The 26,563-nt window shown below is 49.4% G+C and carries 16 protein-coding genes, 1 tRNA gene and 1 CRISPR repeat array; of the genes, 15 read left to right on the plus strand and 2 right to left on the minus strand.

Translation table 11 applies throughout. The annotated features are described in order from the left end of the window. Positions 1 to 7: 7 nt before the first annotated feature. The gene (gene bshB2 / locus THEAE_RS0101490) at positions 8 to 676 is read left to right on the plus strand and encodes a bacillithiol biosynthesis deacetylase BshB2 (RefSeq protein ID WP_005582017.1); all 669 of its coding nucleotides are present in this window, start codon (positions 8 to 10) and stop codon (positions 674 to 676) included. A 135-nt stretch (positions 677 to 811) separates the two neighbouring features. On the opposite strand, the gene THEAE_RS0101495 is transcribed toward bshB2, so the two are convergent. Both THEAE_RS0101495 and gltX read right to left on the minus strand, forming a co-directional pair. Then, a tRNA-Glu gene (locus THEAE_RS0101495) sits at positions 812 to 886 on the minus strand. A 201-nt stretch (positions 887 to 1,087) separates the two neighbouring features. Next, the gene (gltX, locus tag THEAE_RS0101500; RefSeq protein ID WP_028986288.1) at positions 1,088 to 2,578 is read right to left on the minus strand and encodes a glutamate--tRNA ligase; all 1,491 of its coding nucleotides are present in this window, start codon (positions 2,576 to 2,578) and stop codon (positions 1,088 to 1,090) included. Positions 2,579 to 3,053: 475 nt separating this feature from the next. Here gltX and THEAE_RS0101515 point away from each other — a divergent pair, with 475 nt between their 5' ends. From THEAE_RS0101515 to THEAE_RS0101580, 14 genes are all read left to right on the plus strand, one after another. After that, positions 3,054 to 4,388, plus strand: a complete 1,335-nt coding sequence (locus THEAE_RS0101515; RefSeq protein ID WP_028986289.1) for an acetyl-CoA hydrolase/transferase family protein — start codon at positions 3,054 to 3,056, stop codon at positions 4,386 to 4,388. Positions 4,389 to 4,745: 357 nt separating this feature from the next. Further along, positions 4,746 to 5,369, plus strand: a complete 624-nt coding sequence (gene cas6, locus THEAE_RS0101520; protein ID WP_028986290.1) for a type I-MYXAN CRISPR-associated protein Cas6/Cmx6 — start codon at positions 4,746 to 4,748, stop codon at positions 5,367 to 5,369. Then, a complete protein-coding gene (locus tag THEAE_RS21820) occupies positions 5,362 to 7,617 on the plus strand; it encodes a CRISPR-associated helicase/endonuclease Cas3 (protein WP_028986291.1) in 2,256 nt (751 codons plus the stop codon). The genes cas6 and THEAE_RS21820 overlap by 8 nt, the downstream gene beginning before the upstream one ends. Then, a complete protein-coding gene (gene cas8a1, locus THEAE_RS0101530) occupies positions 7,610 to 9,220 on the plus strand; it encodes a type I-MYXAN CRISPR-associated Cas8a1/Cmx1 (protein ID WP_005582027.1) in 1,611 nt (536 codons plus the stop codon). The genes THEAE_RS21820 and cas8a1 overlap by 8 nt, the downstream gene beginning before the upstream one ends. A 14-nt stretch (positions 9,221 to 9,234) precedes the next feature. Beyond that, the gene (locus THEAE_RS0101535) at positions 9,235 to 10,155 is read left to right on the plus strand and encodes a DevR family CRISPR-associated autoregulator (RefSeq protein WP_005582029.1); all 921 of its coding nucleotides are present in this window, start codon (positions 9,235 to 9,237) and stop codon (positions 10,153 to 10,155) included. A gap of 3 nt (positions 10,156 to 10,158) precedes the next feature. After that, complete coding sequence (gene cas5 / locus THEAE_RS0101540; RefSeq protein ID WP_005582030.1) at positions 10,159 to 10,824, plus strand: CRISPR-associated protein Cas5; 666 nt, start codon at positions 10,159 to 10,161, stop codon at positions 10,822 to 10,824. A gap of 32 nt (positions 10,825 to 10,856) precedes the next feature. Then, positions 10,857 to 12,500 (plus strand): type I-MYXAN CRISPR-associated endonuclease Cas4/Cas1, encoded by a 1,644-nt coding sequence (locus THEAE_RS0101545; protein ID WP_052329685.1) that lies wholly within the window; start codon positions 10,857 to 10,859, stop codon positions 12,498 to 12,500. A 2-nt stretch (positions 12,501 to 12,502) separates the two neighbouring features. Continuing rightward, positions 12,503 to 12,796: a CRISPR-associated endonuclease Cas2 gene (cas2, locus tag THEAE_RS19675; protein ID WP_005582032.1), complete on the plus strand. Its 294-nt coding sequence runs from the start codon at positions 12,503 to 12,505 to the stop codon at positions 12,794 to 12,796. Positions 12,797 to 13,046: 250 nt separating this feature from the next. Further along, positions 13,047 to 19,001: a CRISPR direct-repeat array (repeat unit 36 nt; unit sequence CCGATATTAGCAGTGACGCCGAAAGGCGTTGAGCAC). Positions 19,002 to 19,179: 178 nt separating this feature from the next. Next, positions 19,180 to 19,632, plus strand: a complete 453-nt coding sequence (gene hycI / locus THEAE_RS0101555; RefSeq protein WP_028986293.1) for a hydrogenase maturation peptidase HycI — start codon at positions 19,180 to 19,182, stop codon at positions 19,630 to 19,632. Between the two features lie 216 nt (positions 19,633 to 19,848). Next, positions 19,849 to 21,861: a proton-conducting transporter transmembrane domain-containing protein gene (locus THEAE_RS0101560; protein ID WP_028986294.1), complete on the plus strand. Its 2,013-nt coding sequence runs from the start codon at positions 19,849 to 19,851 to the stop codon at positions 21,859 to 21,861. A 4-nt stretch (positions 21,862 to 21,865) separates the two neighbouring features. After that, positions 21,866 to 22,813 (plus strand): respiratory chain complex I subunit 1 family protein, encoded by a 948-nt coding sequence (locus tag THEAE_RS0101565; RefSeq protein WP_028986295.1) that lies wholly within the window; start codon positions 21,866 to 21,868, stop codon positions 22,811 to 22,813. 12 nt (positions 22,814 to 22,825) lie between these two features. Beyond that, a complete protein-coding gene (locus tag THEAE_RS0101570) occupies positions 22,826 to 23,464 on the plus strand; it encodes a hydrogenase (protein WP_052329686.1) in 639 nt (212 codons plus the stop codon). 5 nt (positions 23,465 to 23,469) lie between these two features. After that, positions 23,470 to 24,942, plus strand: coding sequence for a hydrogenase 4 subunit F (locus THEAE_RS0101575; protein ID WP_245605507.1), 1,473 nt, complete (start codon positions 23,470 to 23,472; stop codon positions 24,940 to 24,942). Positions 24,943 to 24,944: 2 nt separating this feature from the next. Further along, on the plus strand, positions 24,945 to 26,528 hold the full coding sequence (locus tag THEAE_RS0101580; protein ID WP_028986298.1) for a hydrogenase large subunit: 1,584 nt from the start codon (positions 24,945 to 24,947) through the stop codon (positions 26,526 to 26,528). Positions 26,529 to 26,563 lie beyond the last annotated feature (35 nt).

Consider the following 26,563-nt stretch of genomic DNA (forward strand, 5'->3'; position numbering starts at 1 on the left):
AAGATAAATGGCAGCGAGACTAAACCGACATCTGCTCGTCGTCCTTCCCCATCCCGATGATGAAACCTTCGGATGTGCAGGGACGATTCTTTTACACTCCAGGGATCATATTCCCGTCACCTATCTTTGCGGGACAAAAGGGGAGATGGGCAGGAATATGGGGAAACCTGTCTTTGCCAATCGGGAAACCTTGGGGAAGATCCGGGAGAAGGAGCTTCGGGATGCATGCCGGGTTTTGGGGATCGAAGATCTCCGCTTCCTCGGTTTAAGGGATAAGACCATTGAATTTGAAGATCCGGAAGTGATTGCGGACAAAATTGAAGAAGTACTTCGGGAGATCCGCCCCTTCCGAGTCCTTACCCACTACCCGGGACAGGCGGTTCACCCGGACCACGATGCGTTGGGGGAGGCCACGATTCGGGCAATTCGTCGGCTTCCGGCAGAGGAGCGCCCTGAGGTGTACGCCCATGCCATCACGAAAAATCGGGAAGAGGTCTTGGGCCCGCCGGATGTGGTGGTGGATATCCGCGAGGTGGTGGAGGGGAAGATTGCCGCCATCCGCGCCCATCGTTCCCAATCGGAACAGATGTTTGAAGGATTGGGTGAGAATGCTGCGTCCGATCCGAAGTTCAGGGAGCGCTGGGGAAATGAGGTCTTTTGGAGATACCGATTCTGAGAGCCTATTTTGAAAGTATATTTTAAAAGCCTATTTTGAGTGTATATAAAAAGATCCCGCCGGTGAAGGATGCGGGATCTTTGTTCTGGCATCTATTTTCTGCTTCGTTTCGAAGATTGTTTTAGAATCTATGTATGGTGACCCTACAGGGATTCGAACCCTGCTTTCCGCCGTGAGAGGGCGGTGTCCTAACCAATAGACGATAGGGCCATTCTACCGGGATAGCACCTTGGCTGATTAGAGGTAACTTGTTCTATTAGATCAGGTGACATCTCTAGATTATACTCGGGAGTAAGGGTGTTGTCAATCCCTACTCCCGTTTTTGGGGAAATCCATTATTTACCTATGATGGATGTCTGTGCTATCCGGTATAAATGTCGGATTGTTAAACGGAGTTTTTTTCCTTATTGGCTAAATCCCCGCTCCTTCCGTCTTATTGCGCAGGCGTATTGCAGCTTGCCGCATCCTTTTTTGGCATTCCTCCCGCCCCAGCAGTTCCATGAGATCAAAAAGACCGGGGCCTACGGTGACGCCGCTTATGGCAAGGCGCGTCGGATGGATCAATTCCCCTCCTTTGATCTGCCAGGTATCGATCAACCTGCGGTAGAGGGTTTCAATGCGGCTTGCCAGAAAGGGCTCCGCCTCACGAAGGGCATCCGCCGCCCGTTCCAGGAGATCCGGAACATTCTCCTGCGCAAAGTATTTTTTCACCCCTTTCTGATCATACGCATCGATGGGCTGGAAGTAATAGGTGAGGCGTTCGACGAGGTCATCGATGGAGTTCGACCTTTCTTGGGCGAGGCGTATCATCCGCCGGATCCAGGCGATCTTCTCCGGGGTGGGATCCGCTTGTGCCCATCCCCTTTCTTCGAGCTTAGGCCAGACCCTTTCCATCAGTTCCGTCTCCGGCATGTGGTGAAGATATTGGGCATTAAACCACTCCAGTTTTTTGATGTCATAGATGGCCGAATGCTTCGTCACCTTCTCAAGCTCGAAGGAAGAGACGGCCTCTTCCCGGGAGAGAATCTCCTCTCCGTTCGCGGGGGTAAAGCCAAGCAGCAAGAGGTAATTGATCAAGGCTTCCGGAAGAATCCCCGCCTCCCGATACTCCTCCACGCTCGTTGCCCCGTGCCGTTTGCTCAGCTTACTCCGGTCCGGAGCGAGAATCATGGGCACATGGGCGAAATGGGGAACCGGGGCGCCCAAAGCATGGAAGAGAGCGATGTGGCGGGGGGTATTGGAGAGGTGCTCCTCCGCTCTGATGATGTGGGTGATTTCCATTAAGGCATCATCGATGCAACTGGCAAAATGGTAGGTGGGGGTTCCGTTCGCTTTCCAGATGATGAAATCATCAATCTCCCGATTATCAAAGATGACGTCACCGCGGACGAGATCATGGACGATGGTTGTCCCTTCTTTCGGGGAACGGAGGCGATAGACATGTGGCTCCCCCCGAGCCAGCCGCTCCCTTTGCTCCTCCTTGGTAAGGCGGGCGCATCGTCCCGCATACCGGGGCGCTTCCCCTTTTGCTATGGCCTCCTTCCGATCCTCCTCCAACTGCTCCGGCGTGCAGAAGCAAGGGTATATTTTATCTTCTGACAGAAGTCGATTAAACTCCTTCTCATAAAAGGACTGCCTCTCCGATTGGCGATAGGGACCGAACGGTCCGCCTACCTCCGGGCCTTCATCCCAATTTAAGCCTAACCAGCGCAGACCCTCGAGAATCTTACGGTAGGACTCCTCGGTAGAACGGCTCTTATCCGTATCGTCAATGCGCAGAATGAAGCGACCTCCCGTTTTACGGGCGAATAGCCAATTAAAATAGGCGGTCCTTGCCCCGCCGATATGTAGAGCCCCTGTCGGACTGGGGGCAAAGCGGACGCGTACTTTCTTTCCTTCCATGTTATAACTTCCCTTCAGCAAGATAGTACAAGAAGACCAACCTTAGTCTATCCCAAAAAAACAAGGGAAGCAACCGTTCTCATCGCGGGCAGGTTTCTTGACGCTCCCCGCTTAACTCCGATCGTGATCCGAGGAAAAACTTTCTCTGCCATCGCGGTGTTGCTTACATCGGAAAATCGATCCCTCGTCTCCCAAGGTCCGGAAATCATCGTGACGGTTCGTAAGCTCGTTACGTTAGAAAATGATTCTCCCCATGCGCTATCCGCCGATGACCCCTTAAGAGAAAGGGTAGGAAATATCGTTGATTTTTGCTACGATGGAGTTATAAGCCGAACCATTTTCTTTTCATGCAATTTATTCAAATCTTATTTGAATCTTATTTGATGTTTTTTCGCGGATTCCCCTCTTTTTTTATGAAGGATGGAGGGAATACGAAACGGATGGTCATCTTTTTTCAAGGACAGGGGGAGTGATCATGCTGTGGGAGGAATATCGGAGAAAGGCGGTTTCCGCAGAAGAGGCGGTGAAGGCGGTTAGAAGCGGTGATTGGGTTGAAATGGGATTTGTCGCCAATATTCCCCGCCTATTGGATGAGGCGTTGGCCGCAAGAAAAGAGGAATTGAAGGAGGTAAACCTGAGGGGAGGGATGCTCCTCGCCCCACTGAAAACCATCGAATCTGACCCAACCGGAATGCATTTCCGATGGAACAGCTGGCACATGGGCCGGATGGAGCGCAGATATTATGAAGTAGGCCTTGCCTATTATATCCCGATGAAATTTTCCGAAGTTCCCAGGTATCTCCGGGAAAATCTCCGAACCGATGTGGTCATGATCCAGGCGGCCCCCATGGATGAACATGGCTATTTTAATTTAGGGGTAACCATTTCCCACTATGCCGCTGCCGTGGAGATGGCTCGAACGGTGATTGTGGAGGTGAATGAGGAGATGCCCGTGGTGCATGGGGGGTATGATCACGCCATTCACCTCTCCCAGGTTGATTATATCGTGGAGGGGGGGAGATTAGAAATTCCTCAAATTCCGCCCGCTGTTCCTACCGATGTTGATCGCAGGATTGCGGAGTTCCTCCTCCCTGAAATCAGGGATGGCGCCTGCATCCAATTGGGAATCGGCGGCATTCCCCAAGCCCTCGGAAGGATGATTGCCGAGTCCGACTTAAAGGATCTGGGTGTGCATACGGAGATGCTCACGGACGCTTTTGTAGAGATGGTGGAGTCGGGGAGGGTGACGAACCGGCGGAAGCAGATCGACCGGGGGAGAATGGCCTTTACCTTTGCTGCCGGAACGGAGAAGATTTATCACTTTATCCATGAGAATCCCATGGTGGCCGCCTACCCTGTCGATTACACCAATGAGCCACGCATCGCCTCGGCAAATGATAACCTGATCGCGATAAACGGCAGCCTGGAAATGGACCTCTTCGGCCAAGTGACCTCGGAGACGGCGGGGGTGAGGATGATCAGCGGCTCCGGCGGCCAGCTCGATTTCGTCGAGGCTGCCTATCTTTCAAAGAATGGGAAGAGTTTCCTCTGTCTCCCTTCTACTTACATCGATGCGAACGGTCATCTCCATTCCCGCATCAAACCGGTTCTAACTCCAGGATCCGTCGTTACAGATCCCCGCGCCTCGGTTCATTATATCGTGACCGAATATGGGAAAGTGAATATGAAAGGATTATCCACCTGGCAGCGGGCAGAAGCTTTGATCGGGATCGCCCATCCCGATTTCCGGGAGGAACTGATCAAGGAGGCGGAGAGGTTAAGGATTTGGCGGAGAAATGAGAAGAGGTAGGGAGAAGGCTCCAATCAAAACGATTGGGGCCTTTTTTGCGATCAGTTGAACAAATGCAAAAGTTACATTAATAGAACATACGTTTCCTGACAAACTATTGTCAAAAAGGTTTGTTATCCTTAATTTAATCACCAATTTAATCGCCCGTAGGCATCACCGCTTCAAGAAAGATTTTTCATCCTCGCCTACACTCAAAAAGGAATAGTGCTCAACTCCTCAAACAAATCACATTTACATGAGGAAATCACAGCAAAAAAGATTGACAGTACCAACTTTTTCTATTATGATGATTTTGAAGAGAGGATTAAATGACAACACTGAAAAAAGAATACATAGAAGAAAGGAGGTGATACAATAATGGAATTGATGTCCCACGTTCCACTTGTTCGTATCCGATTTCCGGTGTTAGGGAGTGAGGTGCCCATCGACCACTATGAAGCCCTTTACGCGAGTTTATCCCGAAATAATTCACAATTCCATCAGTTGGAAGGACTTTCAGTCTCCCCGATTACTGGCGGTGAATCGGCAGGGGAGGTTCTTCGCCTCACCAAGGATTCTTGCCTTTATTTCCAGATGCCATATGAGAGTTTAAACCATCTTGTTCAGCTGGCAGGGAAAAGACTTCAAATTGGGGATAAATTAATTCGTCTTGGAGTTCCTCATCTAATACCGTTGAATCCGCACCCCCGTCTCTATTCCAGATTTGTCACAATTAAAAACGCATTAACGGAAGAAGTTATGCGTTCAAAAGTTCAAGAACAACTCCTCAACATGGATATTACTCTAAGCGAAGAGAAGATTCAAGTTCTGAGACGCAGAGTAATTACGATTCATGATCGAAAAATTGTGGGTTTTGGGATCTTGTTGGAAGGATTAGATGATGAAGCATCCATAAAGGTGCAATTGCTGGGCGTTGGGGGACGACGCAGATATTCATCCGGGTTCTTTTTACCGGTAAAAGGAGATCATTGGGATGAATAGGTTGCTTGCAAAAAAAATGAAGCTTGGGACGGAGTTTGGTGCGTTGTTGCCAGGGCACCTGACCCAAGTCAGGGATGTGGCGAAAATCTTTGTGAATACCCCTGATCTACTTAACCATACAGGGCTGGGAGCAGATGAACTATCTTATTTTCGGAAATCGATCCAGTTGGTTTCCATCTTGCATGATTTGGGGAAAGCCAACCCGTATTTTCAGGGGATGTTAAGCCAGGAAGGGAGGAGGATTACACAACCGATCCGTCATGAAGTCGTTTCTGACTGGATTCTAAGAAAACATGAAGGAATTTACCGCGCAGTCCTGAAATGGATTGATTTGCCTAACCATGAAAATTCAATCCATGATTGGAAATTCGTTTCCCTACGTGTTGCCATCCTTGGGCATCATCTAAAATTTCCGGGATCTGATCATGGGCAGGGGGAAGAAATAACGATTCAGACGGATCACAACGACTTTAAAAATTCGTTACGTTTACTAGAAGAGTTAACAGGGGAAGAGATTAAAAATTTTTCTGTGCCGCCTCTCATAGCCGATTATCGTTGGTTGGACAAAAATGTAAAAAAAGATTTTAGACATTCCCTGGTACAATCCGGTTTGGGAGAAGAATTAAGCAATGAGAAAGGGAAATACGCTTCCCTGCTTAGAACCTTTCTTTTATCCATGGATAGTCTTGGTTCTGTTGCGAGTGAAACGGAAGAAGACTGGCAACATTACCGATCAGTGATTCAGGAATCGATTCAAGGGTCAGATTTAACAAAAACGTTGAAAAAGATGATCGACTTGCGACTTGAGGGGCGTACACCCGATCCCGAGATCAACGATTTTCAAATTCGTGTAGGGAAAAGTGAAGCGTCTGTCACCATCGTAGAAGCCGGATGTGGCTCCGGGAAGACCATCTCCTCCTATTTATGGGCGGAAAAAAGGAATGCGAAAAACTTCTTTCTGGCTTACCCCACCACGGCGACCGCTACACAAGGTTATCTGGACTATGGCCTTCTTGCTCCGGAGGCGAGTAAACTGCTTCACTCCCGCAGTACCGTAGATATGGAACTATTAGCCAACGGTGAAGAAGAGAATGATGAAGATACAGCTGCTGCAATGAACGCAATGGATCGTATACAAAAACCGTTTGTTCTCTGTACGGTGGATACTATCTTAGGGGTGGTTCAGAATTACCGTTCCAGCGCCATTTTATTCCCCAAATTATTAAATGGTGTGGCTGTTTTCGACGAAGTTCACTCCTATGATGATTCATTGTTCCAGCATTTGCTGGAGTTTCTAGATGCCGTATCGATTCCTACTCTGGTGATGTCCGCCTCTCTGCAAGCTCATCGAAAAAAAGAGATCCTAAATCTATTAGAAAAACGGGGGAGGTCGGTGCAATGGATTAAAGGACCAGAAGCGTATGAAAGGAGAATTCGTTACCGGATTCGTATGCGAGAACAATTGGACGAAGAAGTAATTTGGAGTGCTCTGAGAGAAGGGAGAAAGGTTCTCGTTATCGCCAATCAGATAAAGGCAGCAAGAGGCTATTATGAGATGTTAAAAGAAAAAGCCGAAAAGATGGGTATCGAGGCGAAATGGTTCCTATATCATGCGCGATTTGAATATCAGGATCGCGTTGAAAGACAGCAAGAGATCGTCTCTCATTTCCGGGAGGGTGGTGCGGTCTGCGCGGTAACAACACAGATTGCAGAAATGAGCTTCGATATCTCCGCCGATCTCCTCATCTCGGAAATCTCCGATTTTCCATCGATTATCCAACGTTTGGGACGACTCAATCGCTATGCTAAAGAAGGCGATCCGGTGAAGGAAGCCTACTTCTTTAAACCTAAGGAGGTATATCCTTATACCTCAGAGGAAATTACCCAGGCGGAAGAAGTTTTATTGGAGCTTAAAGACCAGGATATATCCCAAATGGATTTAGCCGTTCAACTAAATCATTTGGAAGGCAGAAAACTTCAATCCTCAATTGTTTTTGCTTGGCAGAGCCTTTTATCTGCCAAAGCGGATCAGTCCCTTCGAGAACCTGGATATAGTATCGATTGCTTAAGAGAGCTTCACTATGAGCCTAGGCAACGGCAACCCTGGTCAACTTTGCAAAAATATCTCATACCCATGCCTGGAAACGGCATTCCTCCGGGATTGAGGAAGGTAAGATCAGCCTATCTTATTCCGGAAGAGAAAATCGATTATACCAAAGAGAAAGGAGGTAGATGGAAAGATGAATGATGGATGGGGAATTTTTGATCTGAATGCCCCAGGGATGAGCCCTCTACATCGGGCGGGAATGACGGGATTGGTGGCAAGTTTAAAAAGGATGAAAGAATTGGATTTTTTACGCGATGAGTGGCGGTATGAGATTAAGGGAAACATGCTTCGTCTTCCCCATCTTGGCACAGAGACCGAGGCGATTGCAGAATTGTTTCGAAACGTATACCGCATTGATGAAGATGGCTTAATCGACTTTCCCCTGTATCATGGATTATCCCGGGTGTATAAAGCCCATGTCCAGCAGGTCCTTCTTGGAACCTTCCTACAGCATCCTCGTACCAGAAAAGCGGCGAAGCACCCGGTAAAGATCAACGATCGTATCGATGAAAAAGATATAGAAGTCTCTTTCCTTCCTCTCTATGATTTCCAACATCGAAATGAATCGACTGCAAAAGAGATCAGTGAAGGAATAAAAAAGCAGAAGAAAATCGAGATTGCGGGATGGGCAATGCCCGGGGGAATGGTACGCCACAACGCCGTTAAAGGCACGGCTTTACAAGAGACTCCGGATCGATATTTTCTGCTCATGTTCGCTCCCCTGGGATGTTTGTATTATCTGGGCAGCTCCTTTTTAAAAAATGGAGATTTTGATCCAAAAACCCAATATCTATTGGGAATCCCCCGACCTACCCGACTACAGGAACAGACTGAACAATTGATTGATTTATACAAATACCATAACGGTATTTTAACACGGCATTTGGTCGTGACGGGGGAATCGGATGCCACCCTCCTTTCGGCAGCCTTTTTTCACATCGATACTCATGCATATGAATTAGGGTATGATTTTCAAATTCAGGAAAAGGGAGTACGAAATTTCCAGGTGATGCGCTTTGGCACGGTGGGCTGGAGCAAGCAGCAAAAGACAAGAACCGGTGTAGCCTCGGTCTCTGAGATTAAAATGGAAGTTCTCAAACGGTATCTACTTGTAGATGAAAAACTTTCTCCACGGAGGAGGGTTAGTCAAGCCGGTGAAGAGTATGAGGAAGTAATGCCCATGCGGGACAAGATCTCTGAGAATCTTATTCAGGGGAGGCCGTGGTATGCCGGTTTTGCCGAATATGTGCAGGACCGACGGGGCAGAAAAGTATTAAGTTGGGGAAAGGAGTTGGCTGAATTGACAGAAAAAATCGTTTGGAACGATGAATCGAAAAAACAATTCATTCGTCTCGTGCAAGTAGCCATTAAGAACCGTTATGGGAAAGTGGCGGCGGAGGCGAAACAAAATAATGCAGATCTGTTTAGCCTTTTAGACCGGGAATATGACCGCTTGGTCTTAACCTTTAGCAAATGCAGAACCCGTGAGAACTTTCGAGAAGAACTACTCCGCTTTATCGCTCAAAACCATGCCAATCTTCCCGGTTTAACTCAAGAGCAGAGGATTTCACTTTTATATCTGGGGGCTATCGATACGAACTGGAAAGAAGCCAGGGATCTATGCTTACTGGCCCTCGCCACTTATCAGGGTACAGATCGTACCGATGATAAGGACGCCAATGATAAGGGCACCAAGGGAAAGGATAAGGCTACTGATTTAGGTCAAAACAAACAATCATTATAAGGGAGGAATGAAATATGACGATTCATGTGCATGGAACCGTGGTTACTCAATATGGAGTGGCCGCCAACAACCGAGGGGAAAACGAAGGGAATCTGACGACGTTGCAAAAGGTCCTTTGGAAGGGAGAACTGCATACTAGCGTATCTGCAGAAGCCATTCGCTTTGCCATGCGCTATTACTGGCAAACGGTCTATGATGATACAAAGGATGAAATCTTACGGGTGAACCGCCGCTGGAATGAGGATAGTCAGGACTATACCTTTGAAGACCAAGCTTTTTCCAAAAAGAAGTATATTGATGATGACGTGATGGGGTATATGGATGCCAAAGCGGCGCAGGCTGAGAAGGAAGACGAGGAGGGGGAAGAAGAGAAGAAGCCGGCGAAGAAACAGAAAGGGACGACGAACGCGAGGAGAGGAGCTCTAGAAGTTTCCCGCGCCATATCCCTCTATCCTTACTTTGGAGAGACTTCTTTCAATGCACGGGGAGGGCAAAAAGGGAAGACTTCCCTCTATGCGACGGAGATGCATGCAACTTCATATCAATATAGCTTTTCCTTCACTCCAACCCAATTGGAGAAGCCTGAAAGGGCATCAGCCGTGTTAGATGCGATTGGGGATCTCGCCCAGGTAGGAGGGAATCAAGGACGCTTCCTCTATGACTTCTCTCCCCAGGCCGTTGTTTTTCGGATTACACATGATCCTGCTCCGAGAATTCTCTATGTTTTCAACCAGGAAGTGGGCGGGCCGTTGCAATTGTCTGAACTGATTCGTCGCACACAGGTTGGAGATATTGCAGCAAATGAATTAATTGTAGGCGGATTATTGGAGAGTTCCGAGGCCGCAGTCATCTTACGGGATTATGGAGCCCAAGTCTTTAACGGTGTGCGAGATGCGGTTGTTGCTGCTAAGGAGAGGATCGGAAAGGAAGTGTAATAGATGGCCGATAAAGGGAAGTCACTTTGGTTATCCATTTCGGTACCTATATCTAGCTTTGCGATCCCCCAAGCGAGGGAGTTCGTGGAGAGTTTTCCGTTCCCGCCGCCGGCTACGGTGTATGGGATGCTCCTTTCCTTGATCGGGGAGAAAGACCGGTCCAAGTATAAAGGGACCCGGTTAGGGATTTTGGTAGAATCCCTACCCGCAACATCTATGATCCTGAGAAAAATTCGACGCGTAAAAAATAAGGATTTAAACCACCCCACGAATGTAAAACCGGATTACCAAATGCTTTTAACCGGGCTTTCTTTTATCGTTCATGTGTCGGAAGGGGAAGATATGAAGGAATCGATCGTCACCCATATCGAAGAAGCGGTTACTCATCCTGAGAGAATCAACCGTTTCGGGGGATTATCTTGCGGCGAGAGCCACCACCTCGTCGACCAGATTAAACTCATCTCTTCCGAAGAAGTGGTGAAACGACTGTCCGATGATGTATGGGTCTTAATACCAACAGATGAGGGAGATTGGGCTTGCCCTGTCTGGGTGGATCATGTGGGTTCGGAAAAGACGGTTTGGGAAAGAGCGCAGTTTAGACCCATCCCCTCCGATTTCACGTTAGATGATATGGTCAACTTCCAGATTAGAAATAGCTCTTCAATTTGAGGAAATACGAAATATAAGGGGAGGGATGGTGTGTGGATCCGGCCGAATCGATCGAGCCCTTGATCCGGGTTATGGCTCTCCACGCATTGGAGTATTGTGAACGATTATATTATCTTGAAGAAGTTGAGGAAATCCGTATTGCGGATAAAGCGGTCTATGACGGACGAAGGTTCCATCAACAACTGCCGGAATATGTAGAGATTACTTCATATCCACTTCAAAGTGATACCCTGGGTATTTTCGGAAAGGTTGATTGTGTCCGGTCAGAGGGGGGAGAATGGATTCCCTTTGAATATAAGAAAGGGCATTCGAAGAATTACGAAAAGGACAAGATTGATGCGTGGCCACCGGATAAACTTCAGGTGGCCGCCTATGCCCTTCTTCTCGAAGAACATTTTGACCGAACCATTTCAGAAGGAAGAATCTATTATGCTGCCGATCATCGAACCGTACGTATTCTCATTAATGATGAAATGCGGGAGTGGGTTAAGAGGTCCATAGAAAGGGCTCGATATTTGAGGAAGACAATAAAACGCCCCCCAATTTCAAAGAATGAAAGACTTTGTGCAAGATGTTCATTGGCTCCTGTATGCCTTCCGGAAGAAGAGAGGTTGATTCAAGAGGGAAAAGAAGATCTTCCCCGTTATTTCCCTCCGGACCGGGACCAGGTAGATTTGCACATTCTCCAGCATGGCACAACCATTCGCCGATCGTCCGGGACATTCATCTTAGAGAATCGGGAGGGGATAATTGAAGAGGTATCCAGTGAATCCATCGGATCAATTACTATTCATGGCCATAGCCAGATAACCACGCAAGCCATCCATCTTGCCTCCATGAAAGGAATCCATATTCACTGGATGACCTCAGGGGGTAAATATGTGGGAAGTTTGGTTCAATCGGTGGGTGGTACGCAGAGAAGGCTTAGACAGTATGAGGGTTTGACCAATGAAAGCTTGACCATTCGACTATCCCAATCATTGGTATATTCAAAAGTAGAATCGCAATTACGATATATTCTAAGACTCACCCGGGGAACAAAAGAACGCGATCACCATGAAGAAAATTTACAGATTATGAGGGAATCCCTGCGAAGAATACGTTCCGATTCGCCAAAGCGGGATGGTTTATTGGGATATGAGGGGATGGCGGCAAAAGCCTATTTTAATAGCCTTTCTCTCATTATCTCTGAAGAAGGAAATCCGATGTTTTTTAATGGAAGAAATAGACGACCACCACGGGATCCTGCCAATGCCATTCTTTCGTTCCTCTATAGTTTGTTGTATCGAGATGCAGTACAAGCCATCGTAACCGTTGGTTTAGACCCTACCATCGGTTTCTATCATCAGCCACGATCCCAAGCATATCCGTTAGCTTTAGATCTGATGGAATTGTTTCGGGTTATGCTCTGTGATACCATCCTGGTAGGAACAATTCACAGAAGACAATGGGATGTAGAAAAAGATTTTGAGACTGCAGGGAAGCAAGTCTGGCTCAGTGAGGAAGGGAAAAAGAAGGCAATTAGAGCTTACGAAAAGAGAAAGCAAGATACTTGGAAGCATCCGGTTGTCGGTTATTCCTTAACTTATGATCGAACGATGGAATTGGAAGTCCGGTTATTGGAAAAAGAATGGTCCGGTGTGCCGGGATTATTTGCAATGAATAGGATTCGATGACGATGAGTAAAAAGACACACTATCTTATTTGTTATGATATCACTGATGCTAAGAGGTGGAGAAAGACGTTCAAATTATTAAAAGAATACGGTAATCGGGTTCAATACTCAGTATTTCATTGCGAACTCACGGATATAAAAATGGCAAAATTAAGAGTTGAACTCGACCGATGTTTAGCCCCGGAAGACAGGTTGCTAATTGCTCCGATTGACAATATTGATTCCAATAAATTTGTGATTCAGGGACCCAATCTGGGATGGGATTATCAGCAGAACGAACGTTTCGATTTTTTTTAATCCTCGGATTCAAGGATTACATTCCTTTGTTCATTTACTTTTAATAGAAATCGAAAAAACATAGAAACATTATCGGATTCGATGAACAAACGACTCAATGAGATTCTTGAAAGTGAGACAGGACATACTGTTAAACGCCTTGTATAATGTATCTAGTGGATAATAGGCAGGATTCCATGGAGGGAAAAACAATGGTACTTGAAAGGAGGTTCGAAAAATCCATACGTGAAGAGGGGTTATTGGGAATGCTCCGATATTAGCAGTGACGCCGAAAGGCGTTGAGCACCGAAACGCAGGATACGACAATAGCAAGATAGGCTATCCGATATTAGCAGTGACGCCGAAAGGCGTTGAGCACATGTGATCAGACGATGAGGGATACGGAATCCCTCGAAACCGATATTAGCAGTGACGCCGAAAGGCGTTGAGCACATGAAAAGTTTAATCAAGCTAAGGAGAAAGCGATGCCGATATTAGCAGTGACGCCGAAAGGCGTTGAGCACATTACAACCCGAACCACGTCGCTCCTCCGGAAATGCCCGATATTAGCAGTGACGCCGAAAGGCGTTGAGCACAGATGCCGGAGGTGAGAACGTGAAAAACGGAAAGCCGATATTAGCAGTGACGCCGAAAGGCGTTGAGCACTAGTACAATATGGCGCGTGATATCTGCGTTTCTGTCACCGATATTAGCAGTGACGCCGAAAGGCGTTGAGCACCGGCCAATGTTATGAACGTACATTTGAAAAGGAATCCGATATTAGCAGTGACGCCGAAAGGCGTTGAGCACTTCCCGTGGAGATAAGCGACGTTCTCTGCGCCGTACACCCGATATTAGCAGTGACGCCGAAAGGCGTTGAGCACGAAGCCTTCAGCGAATTTGTAAACTATCCCGTTACAGCCGATATTAGCAGTGACGCCGAAAGGCGTTGAGCACTAATTCTCTTAACTCCGGGGTGTCGATACCCATAACCGATATTAGCAGTGACGCCGAAAGGCGTTGAGCACTACAATAACACTTGGAAATGGAGCATTCCATTTGCTTCCGATATTAGCAGTGACGCCGAAAGGCGTTGAGCACCCATCAAAAGGGCAATGGAGGCAGAGAAGATGGTCGAACCGATATTAGCAGTGACGCCGAAAGGCGTTGAGCACAGACGTGAGCGGGAACGCGCTGAACAAGAGATAACCGATATTAGCAGTGACGCCGAAAGGCGTTGAGCACAGATCATGCATGACGACTTTATTTATATCGTTGTTCCCGATATTAGCAGTGACGCCGAAAGGCGTTGAGCACTATTGGTCACTGCGAAATAGATAAATTTGCAAACAAACCGATATTAGCAGTGACGCCGAAAGGCGTTGAGCACTTGGTGCGGAGTCGCGAATACGCGGTATGACAGTTGCCGATATTAGCAGTGACGCCGAAAGGCGTTGAGCACAGAACATTGTGGATGTTCGTCCTTCCTGTTCTCTCATCCGATATTAGCAGTGACGCCGAAAGGCGTTGAGCACTAAATAGTCTCTCTACGAAGACAGGGGAGATAGAATCCGATATTAGCAGTGACGCCGAAAGGCGTTGAGCACATTATTCTTCAAAGCGAGAATCCTTCTTACCCACCACCGATATTAGCAGTGACGCCGAAAGGCGTTGAGCACATTAAGAACCATATGCAGATCATGAAGCAACTTACGCCGATATTAGCAGTGACGCCGAAAGGCGTTGAGCACAAAATCGTCCGAATCGTTAGGTTCACCGAAACTGGAGCCGATATTAGCAGTGACGCCGAAAGGCGTTGAGCACCAAAAAAAACGGCTATTCGGATTTTCGTGTTGAGACTTCCGATATTAGCAGTGACGCCGAAAGGCGTTGAGCACGTCGCGATCGCTCATCTCGTCGACACTTCGATCGGAGACCGATATTAGCAGTGACGCCGAAAGGCGTTGAGCACATCCCCCTTTCGCTCCTGCTCTACGAAAAAAGCCGCCGATATTAGCAGTGACGCCGAAAGGCGTTGAGCACATAAAAAAGTACGGGTCAGGGCAACCCCCCTGGCCCGATATTAGCAGTGACGCCGAAAGGCGTTGAGCACATACCCAGTCCCTACATAGGGCCGTTCAGGATCCGCCGATATTAGCAGTGACGCCGAAAGGCGTTGAGCACTGTATCGCCCGGGCGGGATGTTGTCATCCGCCGGCCGATATTAGCAGTGACGCCGAAAGGCGTTGAGCACGTGGCCACGATAAGTAGATAAATCGGGGAGGCATGGCCGATATTAGCAGTGACGCCGAAAGGCGTTGAGCACTTAAGCAGGTAGAGGAGATTAAGAAGGAGATCAACCGATATTAGCAGTGACGCCGAAAGGCGTTGAGCACGGGGTTAAATTCAGTCTATGTGAAGGATATTGAGACCGATATTAGCAGTGACGCCGAAAGGCGTTGAGCACAAATGTTCCTTTTCCATTGTCTTTCCCTCCTTTCACTTCCGATATTAGCAGTGACGCCGAAAGGCGTTGAGCACCTCATAACCTCTTCACACTCCCATCCGGGAGGGTTACTCCGATATTAGCAGTGACGCCGAAAGGCGTTGAGCACTCTTTTGGCGTAACTACCTCTTTCTTCTTAACATATAAACCGATATTAGCAGTGACGCCGAAAGGCGTTGAGCACTTGGGATAATTAACTTCATTTCTGTTTTAATTCTTGCCGATATTAGCAGTGACGCCGAAAGGCGTTGAGCACATCTCAAAGCAGAGAAGTTCTGTATCATGGGATAAACCGATATTAGCAGTGACGCCGAAAGGCGTTGAGCACACGCAATTCGGTCCCAATAATCGCGTAAACGTTCGATACCGATATTAGCAGTGACGCCGAAAGGCGTTGAGCACCAAATGTCCTCGATCGCCTGCCGGATCGCGTCCTCACCGATATTAGCAGTGACGCCGAAAGGCGTTGAGCACCCGTAATATAACATTTTGTGTGTTTCTCCCTTTGAGTAACCGATATTAGCAGTGACGCCGAAAGGCGTTGAGCACTGATCAGGCAGGAAATTACGTGGGACGGGGCCTTGGGCCGATATTAGCAGTGACGCCGAAAGGCGTTGAGCACAATGGTAAGAAACCGCCGGCTTCGGAGCAGATTAACCGATATTAGCAGTGACGCCGAAAGGCGTTGAGCACAGAAAATCCTTCGACGTACAACTCGGTGAAATCAACTCCGATATTAGCAGTGACGCCGAAAGGCGTTGAGCACCTGCCGGATTCATATCTGATTTCTACATGAAGGATTCCGATATTAGCAGTGACGCCGAAAGGCGTTGAGCACACAGTCGGCGAAATTAACGCTTGGATCGACCGCCTTAATTCCGATATTAGCAGTGACGCCGAAAGGCGTTGAGCACCATCGATATTTTCATCTGTTACAGGAATTCCTTCCCCGATATTAGCAGTGACGCCGAAAGGCGTTGAGCACTACCGCTCCCCGCTTCTGGAACTCTACCACAACTACCCGATATTAGCAGTGACGCCGAAAGGCGTTGAGCACGTGTGATCATTGGCCTTTAATGGTTTATCTTCTCCCCGATATTAGCAGTGACGCCGAAAGGCGTTGAGCACAAAATGGGATTTGATCTAAGTAAACTTGGAGTACAACCGATATTAGCAGTGACGCCGAAAGGCGTTGAGCACAAAAGTTATTTTGACGTTGAAATGAGTCGAACAACCGATATTAGCAGTGACGCCGAAAGGCGTTGAGCACTTTTCACTGTTAATTCATCATTATCCAAATATATCCACCGATATTAGCAGTGACGCCGAAAGGCGTTGAGCACACTTCCATAGAAACCAAGTGATAAGCCCCCCGATACCGATATTAGCAGTGACGCCGAAAGGCGTTGAGCACGTATATTATTCTTGCAAGGAAAATTCGACAAGAAAGCCGATATTAGCAGTGACGCCGAAAGGCGTTGAGCACACTTATTTTTATTGAGTAACTCCAACCATTCGTTTTCCGATATTAGCAGTGACGCCGAAAGGCGTTGAGCACATAACTTTTACCGCTCCCGGGTGTACCGGTATAACAAACCGATATTAGCAGTGACGCCGAAAGGCGTTGAGCACATACTATGCGTCTCTTTAATCTGGAACAAATTGGACACCGATATTAGCAGTGACGCCGAAAGGCGTTGAGCACTTTGAGGTAAAAAGGGGGACAAGCCTTGCGGAACCCGATATTAGCAGTGACGCCGAAAGGCGTTGAGCACAAAGATGAAATACTGGCGGTCATGCAAAAATGAAATTCCGATATTAGCAGTGACGCCGAAAGGCGTTGAGCACAAGAATTTCATAGACCGGATGATCGGGAGCACGGGTCCGATATTAGCAGTGACGCCGAAAGGCGTTGAGCACCCTTCGGCCTGGCTGCCTCTGACGCTTCCCGCGTCCGATATTAGCAGTGACGCCGAAAGGCGTTGAGCACCTCTCATCGACGACCTCCGCATTTCCTCCCGCGCCCCCGATATTAGCAGTGACGCCGAAAGGCGTTGAGCACAAATTTGAACTTCAGACCAACGTCGCATACCGGCTACCGATATTAGCAGTGACGCCGAAAGGCGTTGAGCACTTCATGATTCATAACCCCTGGTCATTTGCTGTTGGCCGATATTAGCAGTGACGCCGAAAGGCGTTGAGCACAGCTGGCACAAAATTAACGAATGGGCTTTCGGTGACCGATATTAGCAGTGACGCCGAAAGGCGTTGAGCACAGATCAATTCTGGAAAAGCGATTTTAAACGCATTTACAGACCGATATTAGCAGTGACGCCGAAAGGCGTTGAGCACATTTAAAATGCAGGTCAAAAAGAAACGAGGTGTAACCGATATTAGCAGTGACGCCGAAAGGCGTTGAGCACCACCTCCGCATTAGGCTTGTCTTCCACTGCAAGCTACCGATATTAGCAGTGACGCCGAAAGGCGTTGAGCACCACCTCCGCATTAGGCTTGTCTTCCACTGCAAGCTACCGATATTAGCAGTGACGCCGAAAGGCGTTGAGCACATGCGCTGGCCGCCACAAGATCAGCTCTTACCGATCCGATATTAGCAGTGACGCCGAAAGGCGTTGAGCACTGAACCGAATCGAAGGAAATACAAACGCAATTGAACCGATATTAGCAGTGACGCCGAAAGGCGTTGAGCACAAACCATCGAAAGTGTATCAAGGGACTTCATTCACCGCCGATATTAGCAGTGACGCCGAAAGGCGTTGAGCACGGTTATGTGAGCGTTGCGGCGGACCGGGGAAGATCCCGATATTAGCAGTGACGCCGAAAGGCGTTGAGCACTGAACCGAATCGAAGGAAATACAAACGCAATTGAACCAATATTAGCAGTGACGCCGAAAGGCGTTGAGCACTTGCTTTTGTCGTGCAAGATAGGCTCGTGGAAAGCCGCCGATATTAGCAGTGACGCCGAAAGGCGTTGAGCACAAGATGGAAAGCGGAATACACACAGGAAAAAGCCACCGATATTAGCAGTGACGCCGAAAGGCGTTGAGCACCATTTGAGGCTATCGCAGTATTTCAGAAAGTGCTGTACCGATATTAGCAGTGACGCCGAAAGGCGTTGAGCACGGGGCAAAATGATGCAGATTGCCCCCAAATTGCCCCCACCGATATTAGCAGTGACGCCGAAAGGCGTTGAGCACAAAGTAGGTGCTATTATGACTTCATTTGGAGATAGGTCCGATATTAGTAGTGACGCCGAAAGGCGTTGAGCACCCGGCCGCTGCGAACACATCCCCACCCCATGAGTCAACCGATATTAGCAGTGACGCCGAAAGGCGTTGAGCACCTCCGGACGGCGGTATATACCCATCCTGATGGGCAAGCCGATATTAGCAGTGACGCCGAAAGGCGTTGAGCACCAACCAGGCCTTGCCCTTGTTGATCGCCTCTTTACCCGATATTAGCAGTGACGCCGAAAGGCGTTGAGCACATACGTAAAACCATTATTACTTGAAACCGTAAAAACCGATATTAGCAGTGACGCCGAAAGGCGTTGAGCACACAATTCGATCCGGTACGCCATTATGACCTGGGCTCACCGATATTAGCAGTGACGCCGAAAGGCGTTGAGCACATTGTCCGGACGCATAATGTGGAGTATTTAGCCGCCCGATATTAGCAGTGACGCCGAAAGGCGTTGAGCACGCAGAGAGATCTTACTCCACATAGATTGCCGCAGTGAATAATCGCTTTACAACTTTAAAATCCCTAATAAAGTGAGCTACAAACTAGGCCGCCATGTAGATGCATAGGCGAATCAACTACTACAGCTTTTACAGATGATGATGAAAGAACCTGTGGTATATTTGGTGGTGAAGCTTCAGTGAACAGATTGGTGATTACGGTGGGCAACGAGATGATGGGCGATGATGGTGCCGGCCCGCTGTTGGCACGACTTCTGGAAAAAAATCCGATCCCCGGATGGGAAGTGATCGATGGCGGAACCATGCCGGAGAATTATTTCCATCAAGTGCAGGACATGAAACCAAAGCTTGTAGTAGTGGTGGATGCCTGTGAAATGGATCTTGAGGTTGGAAGCATACGCCTCGTTTCCGAACGGGATATTGCCCAGGAGTTCTTTTTAACTACGCATCGGCTTCCTTTGTCATTTTTTATCTCTTTTTTGAAAGAATTGGTTCCGGACGTTTTTTTTGTGGGGATCCAGCCGGCGGCCGTTTCCTTTGGCGCGCCGGTCTCTTCCGCAGTGAAGGAAGCGGTGAAGAGGGTGTATGAAACGTTAAAAACGGGAAAACCCGACTTTCCACACCTTACGTGAACAAGGAGAGAGATTGCGGAGGGTCCGAGGAAATCGCAGGAAAGATTTGATGAAAAAGGGGGATTGTTGAAGCAGGTGTTTATCAAAAGAATATCCCCCAATTAACTCGATTAATCTAACGTCTCCACAAAAATCCTTTTTCATTTCCTTTCTTTCCCCTATAATAGAATTGTGATTTATTCAAAGCTTCATAGAATAGGAGGAGAAAAAGGGAGAGTGGAGACGTTCGTTGTAGCACTATTTCTAATTTTTATTCTGGGCAGCATCGCTTCGCTCCTCTTGCGAAGGAGTCGATGGCATGACCGGGCTGCCTATATCTCTTCATTACTCGGAACTATGTTGGCACTGATTCTCTCTCTAAACGCATTGATCGGTGGAGCAGGAGGCAGCTTTTCCTTATGGGAGATCGCGCCGGGTCTTGTGCTCCAATATCGCTTGGACAGTCTCTCTTCCTTCTTCCTCCTCATCCTCTCCCTTGTGGGGATGGCCTTATCCATTTATGGATTGGGTTATGGAAAGGAGTATGCGGATAAGGGGAAAGGAACCCTCATGGGGGCGGAGTGGAATCTCTTTTTCCTCTCCATGCTCCTCGTCCTCCTGGCAGCCGATGCATTTACCTTCCTTTTTGCCTGGGAGGCCATGTCTCTCATCTCCTTCCTCCTGGTGATGACCGACCATGACAGGGAGCCGGTGCGAAAAGCGGGATATCTATATGTCGCCATGACCCACCTGGGGACCCTCTTTCTCTTTCTTGCCTTTTTTCTTCTGTATAAGGAGTTGGGAGATTTCTCCTTCCTCATGTGGGAAAAGTTGGGCCCGACGTTGGATGGCGGCTTGCGGTCAATCCTCTTCCTCCTTCTCCTGATCGGTTTCGGGACGAAAGGGGGGCTCATGCCTCTTCATATCTGGCTTCCCAGGGCTCATCCGGTGGCGCCGAGCCATGTGTCGGCCTTGCTATCGGCCGTCATGCTAAAGATGGCGGCGTATGGGATGGTTCGGTTCTTCTTTGGGGTGTTGGGGGAGGTTTCTCCTTGGTGGGGGGCATTGCTCCTATGGATTGGGGGAGCGTCCGCTTTCATCGGTATTCTATACGGAGTTGTCGAGAATGAATTGAAACGGTTTCTGGCCTATTCCAGTTCGGAAAACATGGGATTGATCGTGATGGGCATCGGGGCATCGCTTCTGTTCCGTACGAACGGAAACGAGCTCTTCAGTTCCTTCGCGCTCATGGCCGCTTTATTCCATGGGTTAAACCATGCCCTCTTTAAAGGGGTCCTCTTCATGGGGGCGGGTTCGGTTCTCTGTGCCACCCATACGCAGAATAGCAACCGTCTCGGCGGGCTGATCCACCGCATGCCGCATACGGCCTTTCTTTTTTTGCTCGGAGGGGTGGCCCTCGCGGCATTTCCTCCTCTGAACGGGTTTATGAGTGAATGGATGCTTTATCAGTCGCTCCTCCAAATCTCCTTCTCCGCTCCTTCCTTTTGGCAAGGGGGGCTCGGCATCTTAGCCGCCGTCCTATTAGGCATGGCCGGGGCGCTGGCGGCGGGAGGCGTGGTGAAACATTTTGGGACCGCCTTTTTGGCCGTTCCCCGAACGGAGGAAGCCGCTAAAGCGGAGGAGGCCCCCCTCTCCATGCGGTTGGGGATGGCTTTCCTTACGCTATTTCTCATCTTGTTCGGACTCTTTCCCGGGATCGCCACCGGTCTTATTGGGAGAGTCATTCAAAGCATCGGATTCAAAACAGGGGCCGTATTCCCCCTTCTCCTAGTTGTACCAGAGACGGAGACGGAGATATTCCTATCGCCCCTTCTCTTTCCCTTTCTCATTTTCCTCTTCATCGGTGGAGCCTGGGCCCTCCTCCGCTGGAAACTGGGTGCGACGAAGGTTAGCGAAGGGGAGACTTGGAACTGCGGTACCCCCTATACTCCTTCCATGGGATATACGGCCACTTCCGCATCCCATCCGCTCCTCCTGATGTTCCGCCCCTTTTTCCGACTGGAGCGGAGAGTCGAAATGCGGGGGGAATATGCCTACTTTCCAAAAGGGATCGCCCACCGGATCGATGCTCACACCCTCTTTGAACAATTCCTTTATAAACCGCTGCTCCAATTTGTTCTCTTTTTATCCCGACAAATCCGTAGGATTCAAAACGGGAATCTGCAGAGTTATCTCCTATATATGATCGTTACGCTCATTCTCCTTTTGTTATGGGCACAAAGGGGGTGATGATGTGGAGATTTTTTGGACGGTCCTTTTTTCGGGGGTTCAGCTCTTTTTCATCCTCCTCTTTTCTCCGCTGGTTCAAGGGGTGATCAAAAAGACGAAAGCCGTGATGCAAAACCGTGTAGGGCCTCCCCTGTTGCAGCCTTATTATGATTTAATGAAATACTTAAAAAAAGATTCGGTGGTTTCCAAGCAGGCTTCCTGGCTGACCCGGTTTACTCCCTATCTCTTATTTGCATTGATCCTTTCTGCCGGGTTGTTCATTCCCACCTTTCTTCCCATCTCTCCACTAGGGGGATGGGGGGATTTTCTGGTGGTGGTTTATCTATTCGGATTGGCCCGTTTCTTTACGGCACTTACCGCTTATGATGCCGGCGGTTCCTTTGGGGGAATGGGGGCGAGCCGGGAGATGGCTCTATCCGCCTTTGGGGAAGGAGCATTTCTCTTTACTGCCTTTGCCGTTCTCTTCGTCGTCGGGACGACTCAGTTAAATTTTTTGGCCCCAGACCTCCTCGCCCATCATTGGGGCTGGGAGAATCCGGCCTATTGGCTCACCTTTGTCGCCATGCTCATCGTGCTGATCGCGGAAACGGGACGAATTCCTGTGGATAATCCCGATACCCATCTGGAGTTAACGATGATTCATGAAGGGATGCTTCTGGAGTATTCGGGGAGGCATCTGGGGCTTGTCCATTGGGCGGCGATGATGAAACAATTCCTTTTCTTAAGCCTCTTTCTTCAGTTTTTCTTTCCCTGGGGAGTTCCGGAGAAGATGAGTGTGGGTCTTCTTCTCCTTTCCATCCTTCTTTTCTTGGGGAAGATCTTCTTGATAGGGTTTTTCCTGGGGCTGATCGAAACGCTCTATGCGAAGATCCGGCTCTTTAAGGTTCCGCGCCTTTTTTTATCGGCCATGTTTCTGGCGTTTCTCGCCATGATCATTCATCTCGCATTATAGGAGGGGGAACTCTTGATCGAACAGTGGGTGGCCATGATTTTATTTGGGAGCACGCTTCTCACTCTCCTCATCCGAAAGGTGGCGGATACGGTGGGGGTGGTCGCTTTCCAGTCGTTTATCCTCTCCATCACGGCAGGGGTGATGTGGTTTCGTACCGGTGTGGCCGATCTTCTCATCGCCGCGCTGCTCACCCTCGGTGTAAAGGCGCTCCTTATTCCCTTTATTTTGTATTACACGATCCGGAAACTGAAGATAAAAAAGGAGGTGGAGCGTTATACCTCCAAGTCGGTGACGCTGATGATCGGGCTCGCTTTGGCGGTTTTAGGGTATTACGTGACCGCCCGTTTGGACCTGCCGGGAACGGCGTTGGGCAAGATCTTCCTTCCGGTCTCCGTCATCATGATTTTTCTGGGGACGTTGATCATGATCAATTATAAGAAGGCGATCATGCAGGGGGTGGGCCTCATCACCATAGAAAACGGCCTTTTTCTCGTATCCCAATCCTTGAGTTACGGAATGCCCCTGATGATCGAACTGGGGATCTTTTTCGACATGCTGGTGATGGTGGTGATCATTGGCATTCTCTCCACCCGGATCCAGAGCACCTTTGATAGCCTGAATACAGATCGGTTAACTCGATTGAAGGGATGAACGTGATGAACAGCATACTTTTCCTTTTCCTTCTCCTTCCGTTGGCGACAGGGATGCTCGCTTGGCTTCTTCCCTGGAGGAAGATGGGGGAGATCTTACAAGGGGTGGGTTCCTTCTTCCTCCTCCTCTTATCCGTTTGGATGATGGTGGCGGTGATGAGGAAAGGGGCGATCATCGCCTGGAATGAATGGTTTTATGTGGATGCCTTTACCGCCTATTTTATCTTCTTAATCGCCCTGGTGGGTTTTACGGCTTCCCTCTATTCGATTGGCTATATGGGGCATGAACTTGAGACAGGACGGTTCACGGCGAGGCAATACCATCGCTATTATCTCTGGTTTCATCTCTTCCTTTTTGCCATGCTCCTCACCGTGGTGATGAATAACCTGGGCTTCTTGTGGGTGGGAATTGAGTTAACCACCCTGGTTTCAGCCCTACTGGTTGCCTTTTACCAAAAGGGAACCGCCCTTGAGGCGGGGTGGAAATATCTGATGATGGGAAGTGTGGGGATCGCCTTTGCCCTTTTGGGGATCCTCTTCCTCTATCTCTCCGGGGTGAATCTCCTGGGAGAAGATCCCCGGGCCCTCAACTGGACCTATTTGATGGAGTCGGCCCATCGGTTCAATCCCCGCTGGATGGAGATGTCTTTCCTCCTCATCCTGGTTGGTTTCGGCACGAAAGCGGGACTTGCTCCCATGCACTTCTGGCTCCCGGACGCCCATAGTGAGGCCCCATCCCCGATCAGCGCCGTTTTATCCGGGGTTCTGCTGAATACGGCCCTTTATGGGATCTTCAGGGTCTACCTGATCGCCAATCAGACGCTTCAAGGGGAGGCAGGCCGGTATTTGATCCTCTTTGGTCTCTTGTCCATCGCCATTGCCGTTCCCTTTCTCCTGGTTCAACATGACTTGAAGCGGATGCTGGCTTACTCCAGCGTGGAACATATGGGGATTATTACGTTGGGGATGGGTATCGGAGGACCTGTTGGAACTTTCGGGGCGCTTCTCCATATGGCCAATCACTCCATGACCAAATCGCTTCTCTTTTTCGCTGCGGGAAATATGGTTCAGAAGTATCATTCGAAGCGGATCGATCGCATTGCAGGCGTCCTTTCCAGCCAACCGGTTACGGGAGGCCTCTTTCTGCTCGGCCTATTGGCCATCACAGGGCTTCCGCCTTTCAGCATCTTTGTGAGCGAGTGGATGATCATGATGGCCGGATTCCAATCCGGATATCTCTGGCAAACCACTCTCTTCCTCGTGCTGATCGGTATCATTTTCGCAGGGATGGGCTTTTATGCCGTGAAGATCCTGTTTGGGGATAGGCCGGCCAAGATGGATAAAGGGGAGATGAGCCCGTGGTCCACCTACCCCCTCTTTCTTCCCCTGCTGTTTGTGATTTTCTTCGGACTCTATCTGCCGGAGGGGGTTCGTGAGGTGCTTCAGCAGATCGTCCATCTATTTAAGGGAGGGATTTAGGGATGGAGGCGGCGCGAAAGCAGTGGTTTTTATGGCTTCGGCGGGAGGCTGCCCCCTTTCTTTCCTGGGAAGAAAAAGCCCCGGGCGAAGTGAGGATGGAGATTTCCAGGGAGCAGCTGGAGAAAGTGACCCGTTTAGTAAAAGAGAGGGGAGGGCGCCTCTTTACCATGGTGGGAAATGATGAGCGGGAGAGGGAGGGGCATTTTGCCCTTTATTACGTCTATGCCTTTGACCCGATTCACGCGTTTGTGACGGTAAAGGTGAGAATCCCGGAAGAGGAGCCTACCTTTCCCTCTCTATCTTCTCTTTTTCCTGCCTTTAATTGGTATGAGCGGGAGGTGAAGGATCTCTTCGGTCTTCGTCCCCTGGGCCATCCCGATCCGCGACCGCTGGTCCTGCATGGGGACTGGCCGGAGGACCTTTTCCCTTTGCGAAAGGATTACCCGAAGACCATGGAGGCGCCCCGAATGGAGAGCAGGGAGACCTATATGCCTTACGGCGGTGAAGATGTGACGGAGGTGCCGGTCGGTCCGATTCACGCAGGCATTATTGAGCCGGGGCATTTTCGTTTCGGCGTGGTGGGGGATACGATCCTCCATCTGGATGCCCGCCTCTTTTATACCCACAAGGGATTGGAGAAGGAGGCGGAGGGAATGCCTGTGGAGCAGGCGCTGCTTCTCGCGGAGCGTGCCTGTGGGGTTTGTGCCTATTCCCACGGGCTGGCTTTCGCCCAGGCGGTAGAGCGGATCGCCGGAGTGGAGGTTCCTCCCCGGGCGAAGGCGTTACGGGCGATCTACCAAGAGTTGGAAAGACTCTACAACCACATTGGAGAGGTGGGGAATCTCTGCGCCGGTTTTGGCCTGGCGGTCGGGGTAAGCCATGGAGCCCGGTTGAAGGAGCTCCTCCAACAGCTGAATGAGCGCCTAACCGGACACCGTTATATCCGGGGAGCGGTATCCTTAGGCGGAGTGAAGGAGGATCTGGGGAGCCGCGAGATCCGGGATCTCCATGCCACCTTGCCGAACGTACGGGAGGATTTCTCTGAATTGGCGGAGCTCATTCTGGGACATGAGGTGGCGATCAATCGGATGAACGGGACGGGGGTTCTTTCCCCGCAGGTGGCCCAGGATTTGGAGGTGGTGGGACTGGCTGCCCGGGCTTCGGGGCGGGATTTGGATACGCGCCGGGATCTCCCTTACGGTTTTTATGAAGGGATCACGGTGAAGGTCCCCCTTCAACGTACCGGGGATGTCCTTGCCCGTCTGAAACAGCGGATCGAGGAGGCGGAGGTCTCTTTTTCCTTGATTGAGGCGATTCTCACGAAACTGCCCCGTGGCGAGATCCGCACGGAGATCGGCCGCCTTCCCTCCTATGAAGCGGGGTTCGGTTGGGTGGAGTCTCCCAGAGGGGAGACAGTTCACTGGTTGATGACGGGGCCGGAGAACCGGGTGGAGCGTCTCCGTATCCGCTCCGCCACCTATTCCAATTGGCCCGCCGTCCCTTTTGCGGTAAAGGGAAACATCGTTCCGGATTTCCCTTTGATCAATAAGAGTTTTGAACTATGTTATGCTTGCTGCGATCGGTAAGGAAAGGGGGGATGATCCGTGTTTGATCTACTTTG

The sequence above is a fragment of the Thermicanus aegyptius DSM 12793 genome, from assembly GCF_000510645.1.
Taxonomy (GTDB): Bacteria; Bacillota; Bacilli; order Thermicanales; family Thermicanaceae; genus Thermicanus; species Thermicanus aegyptius.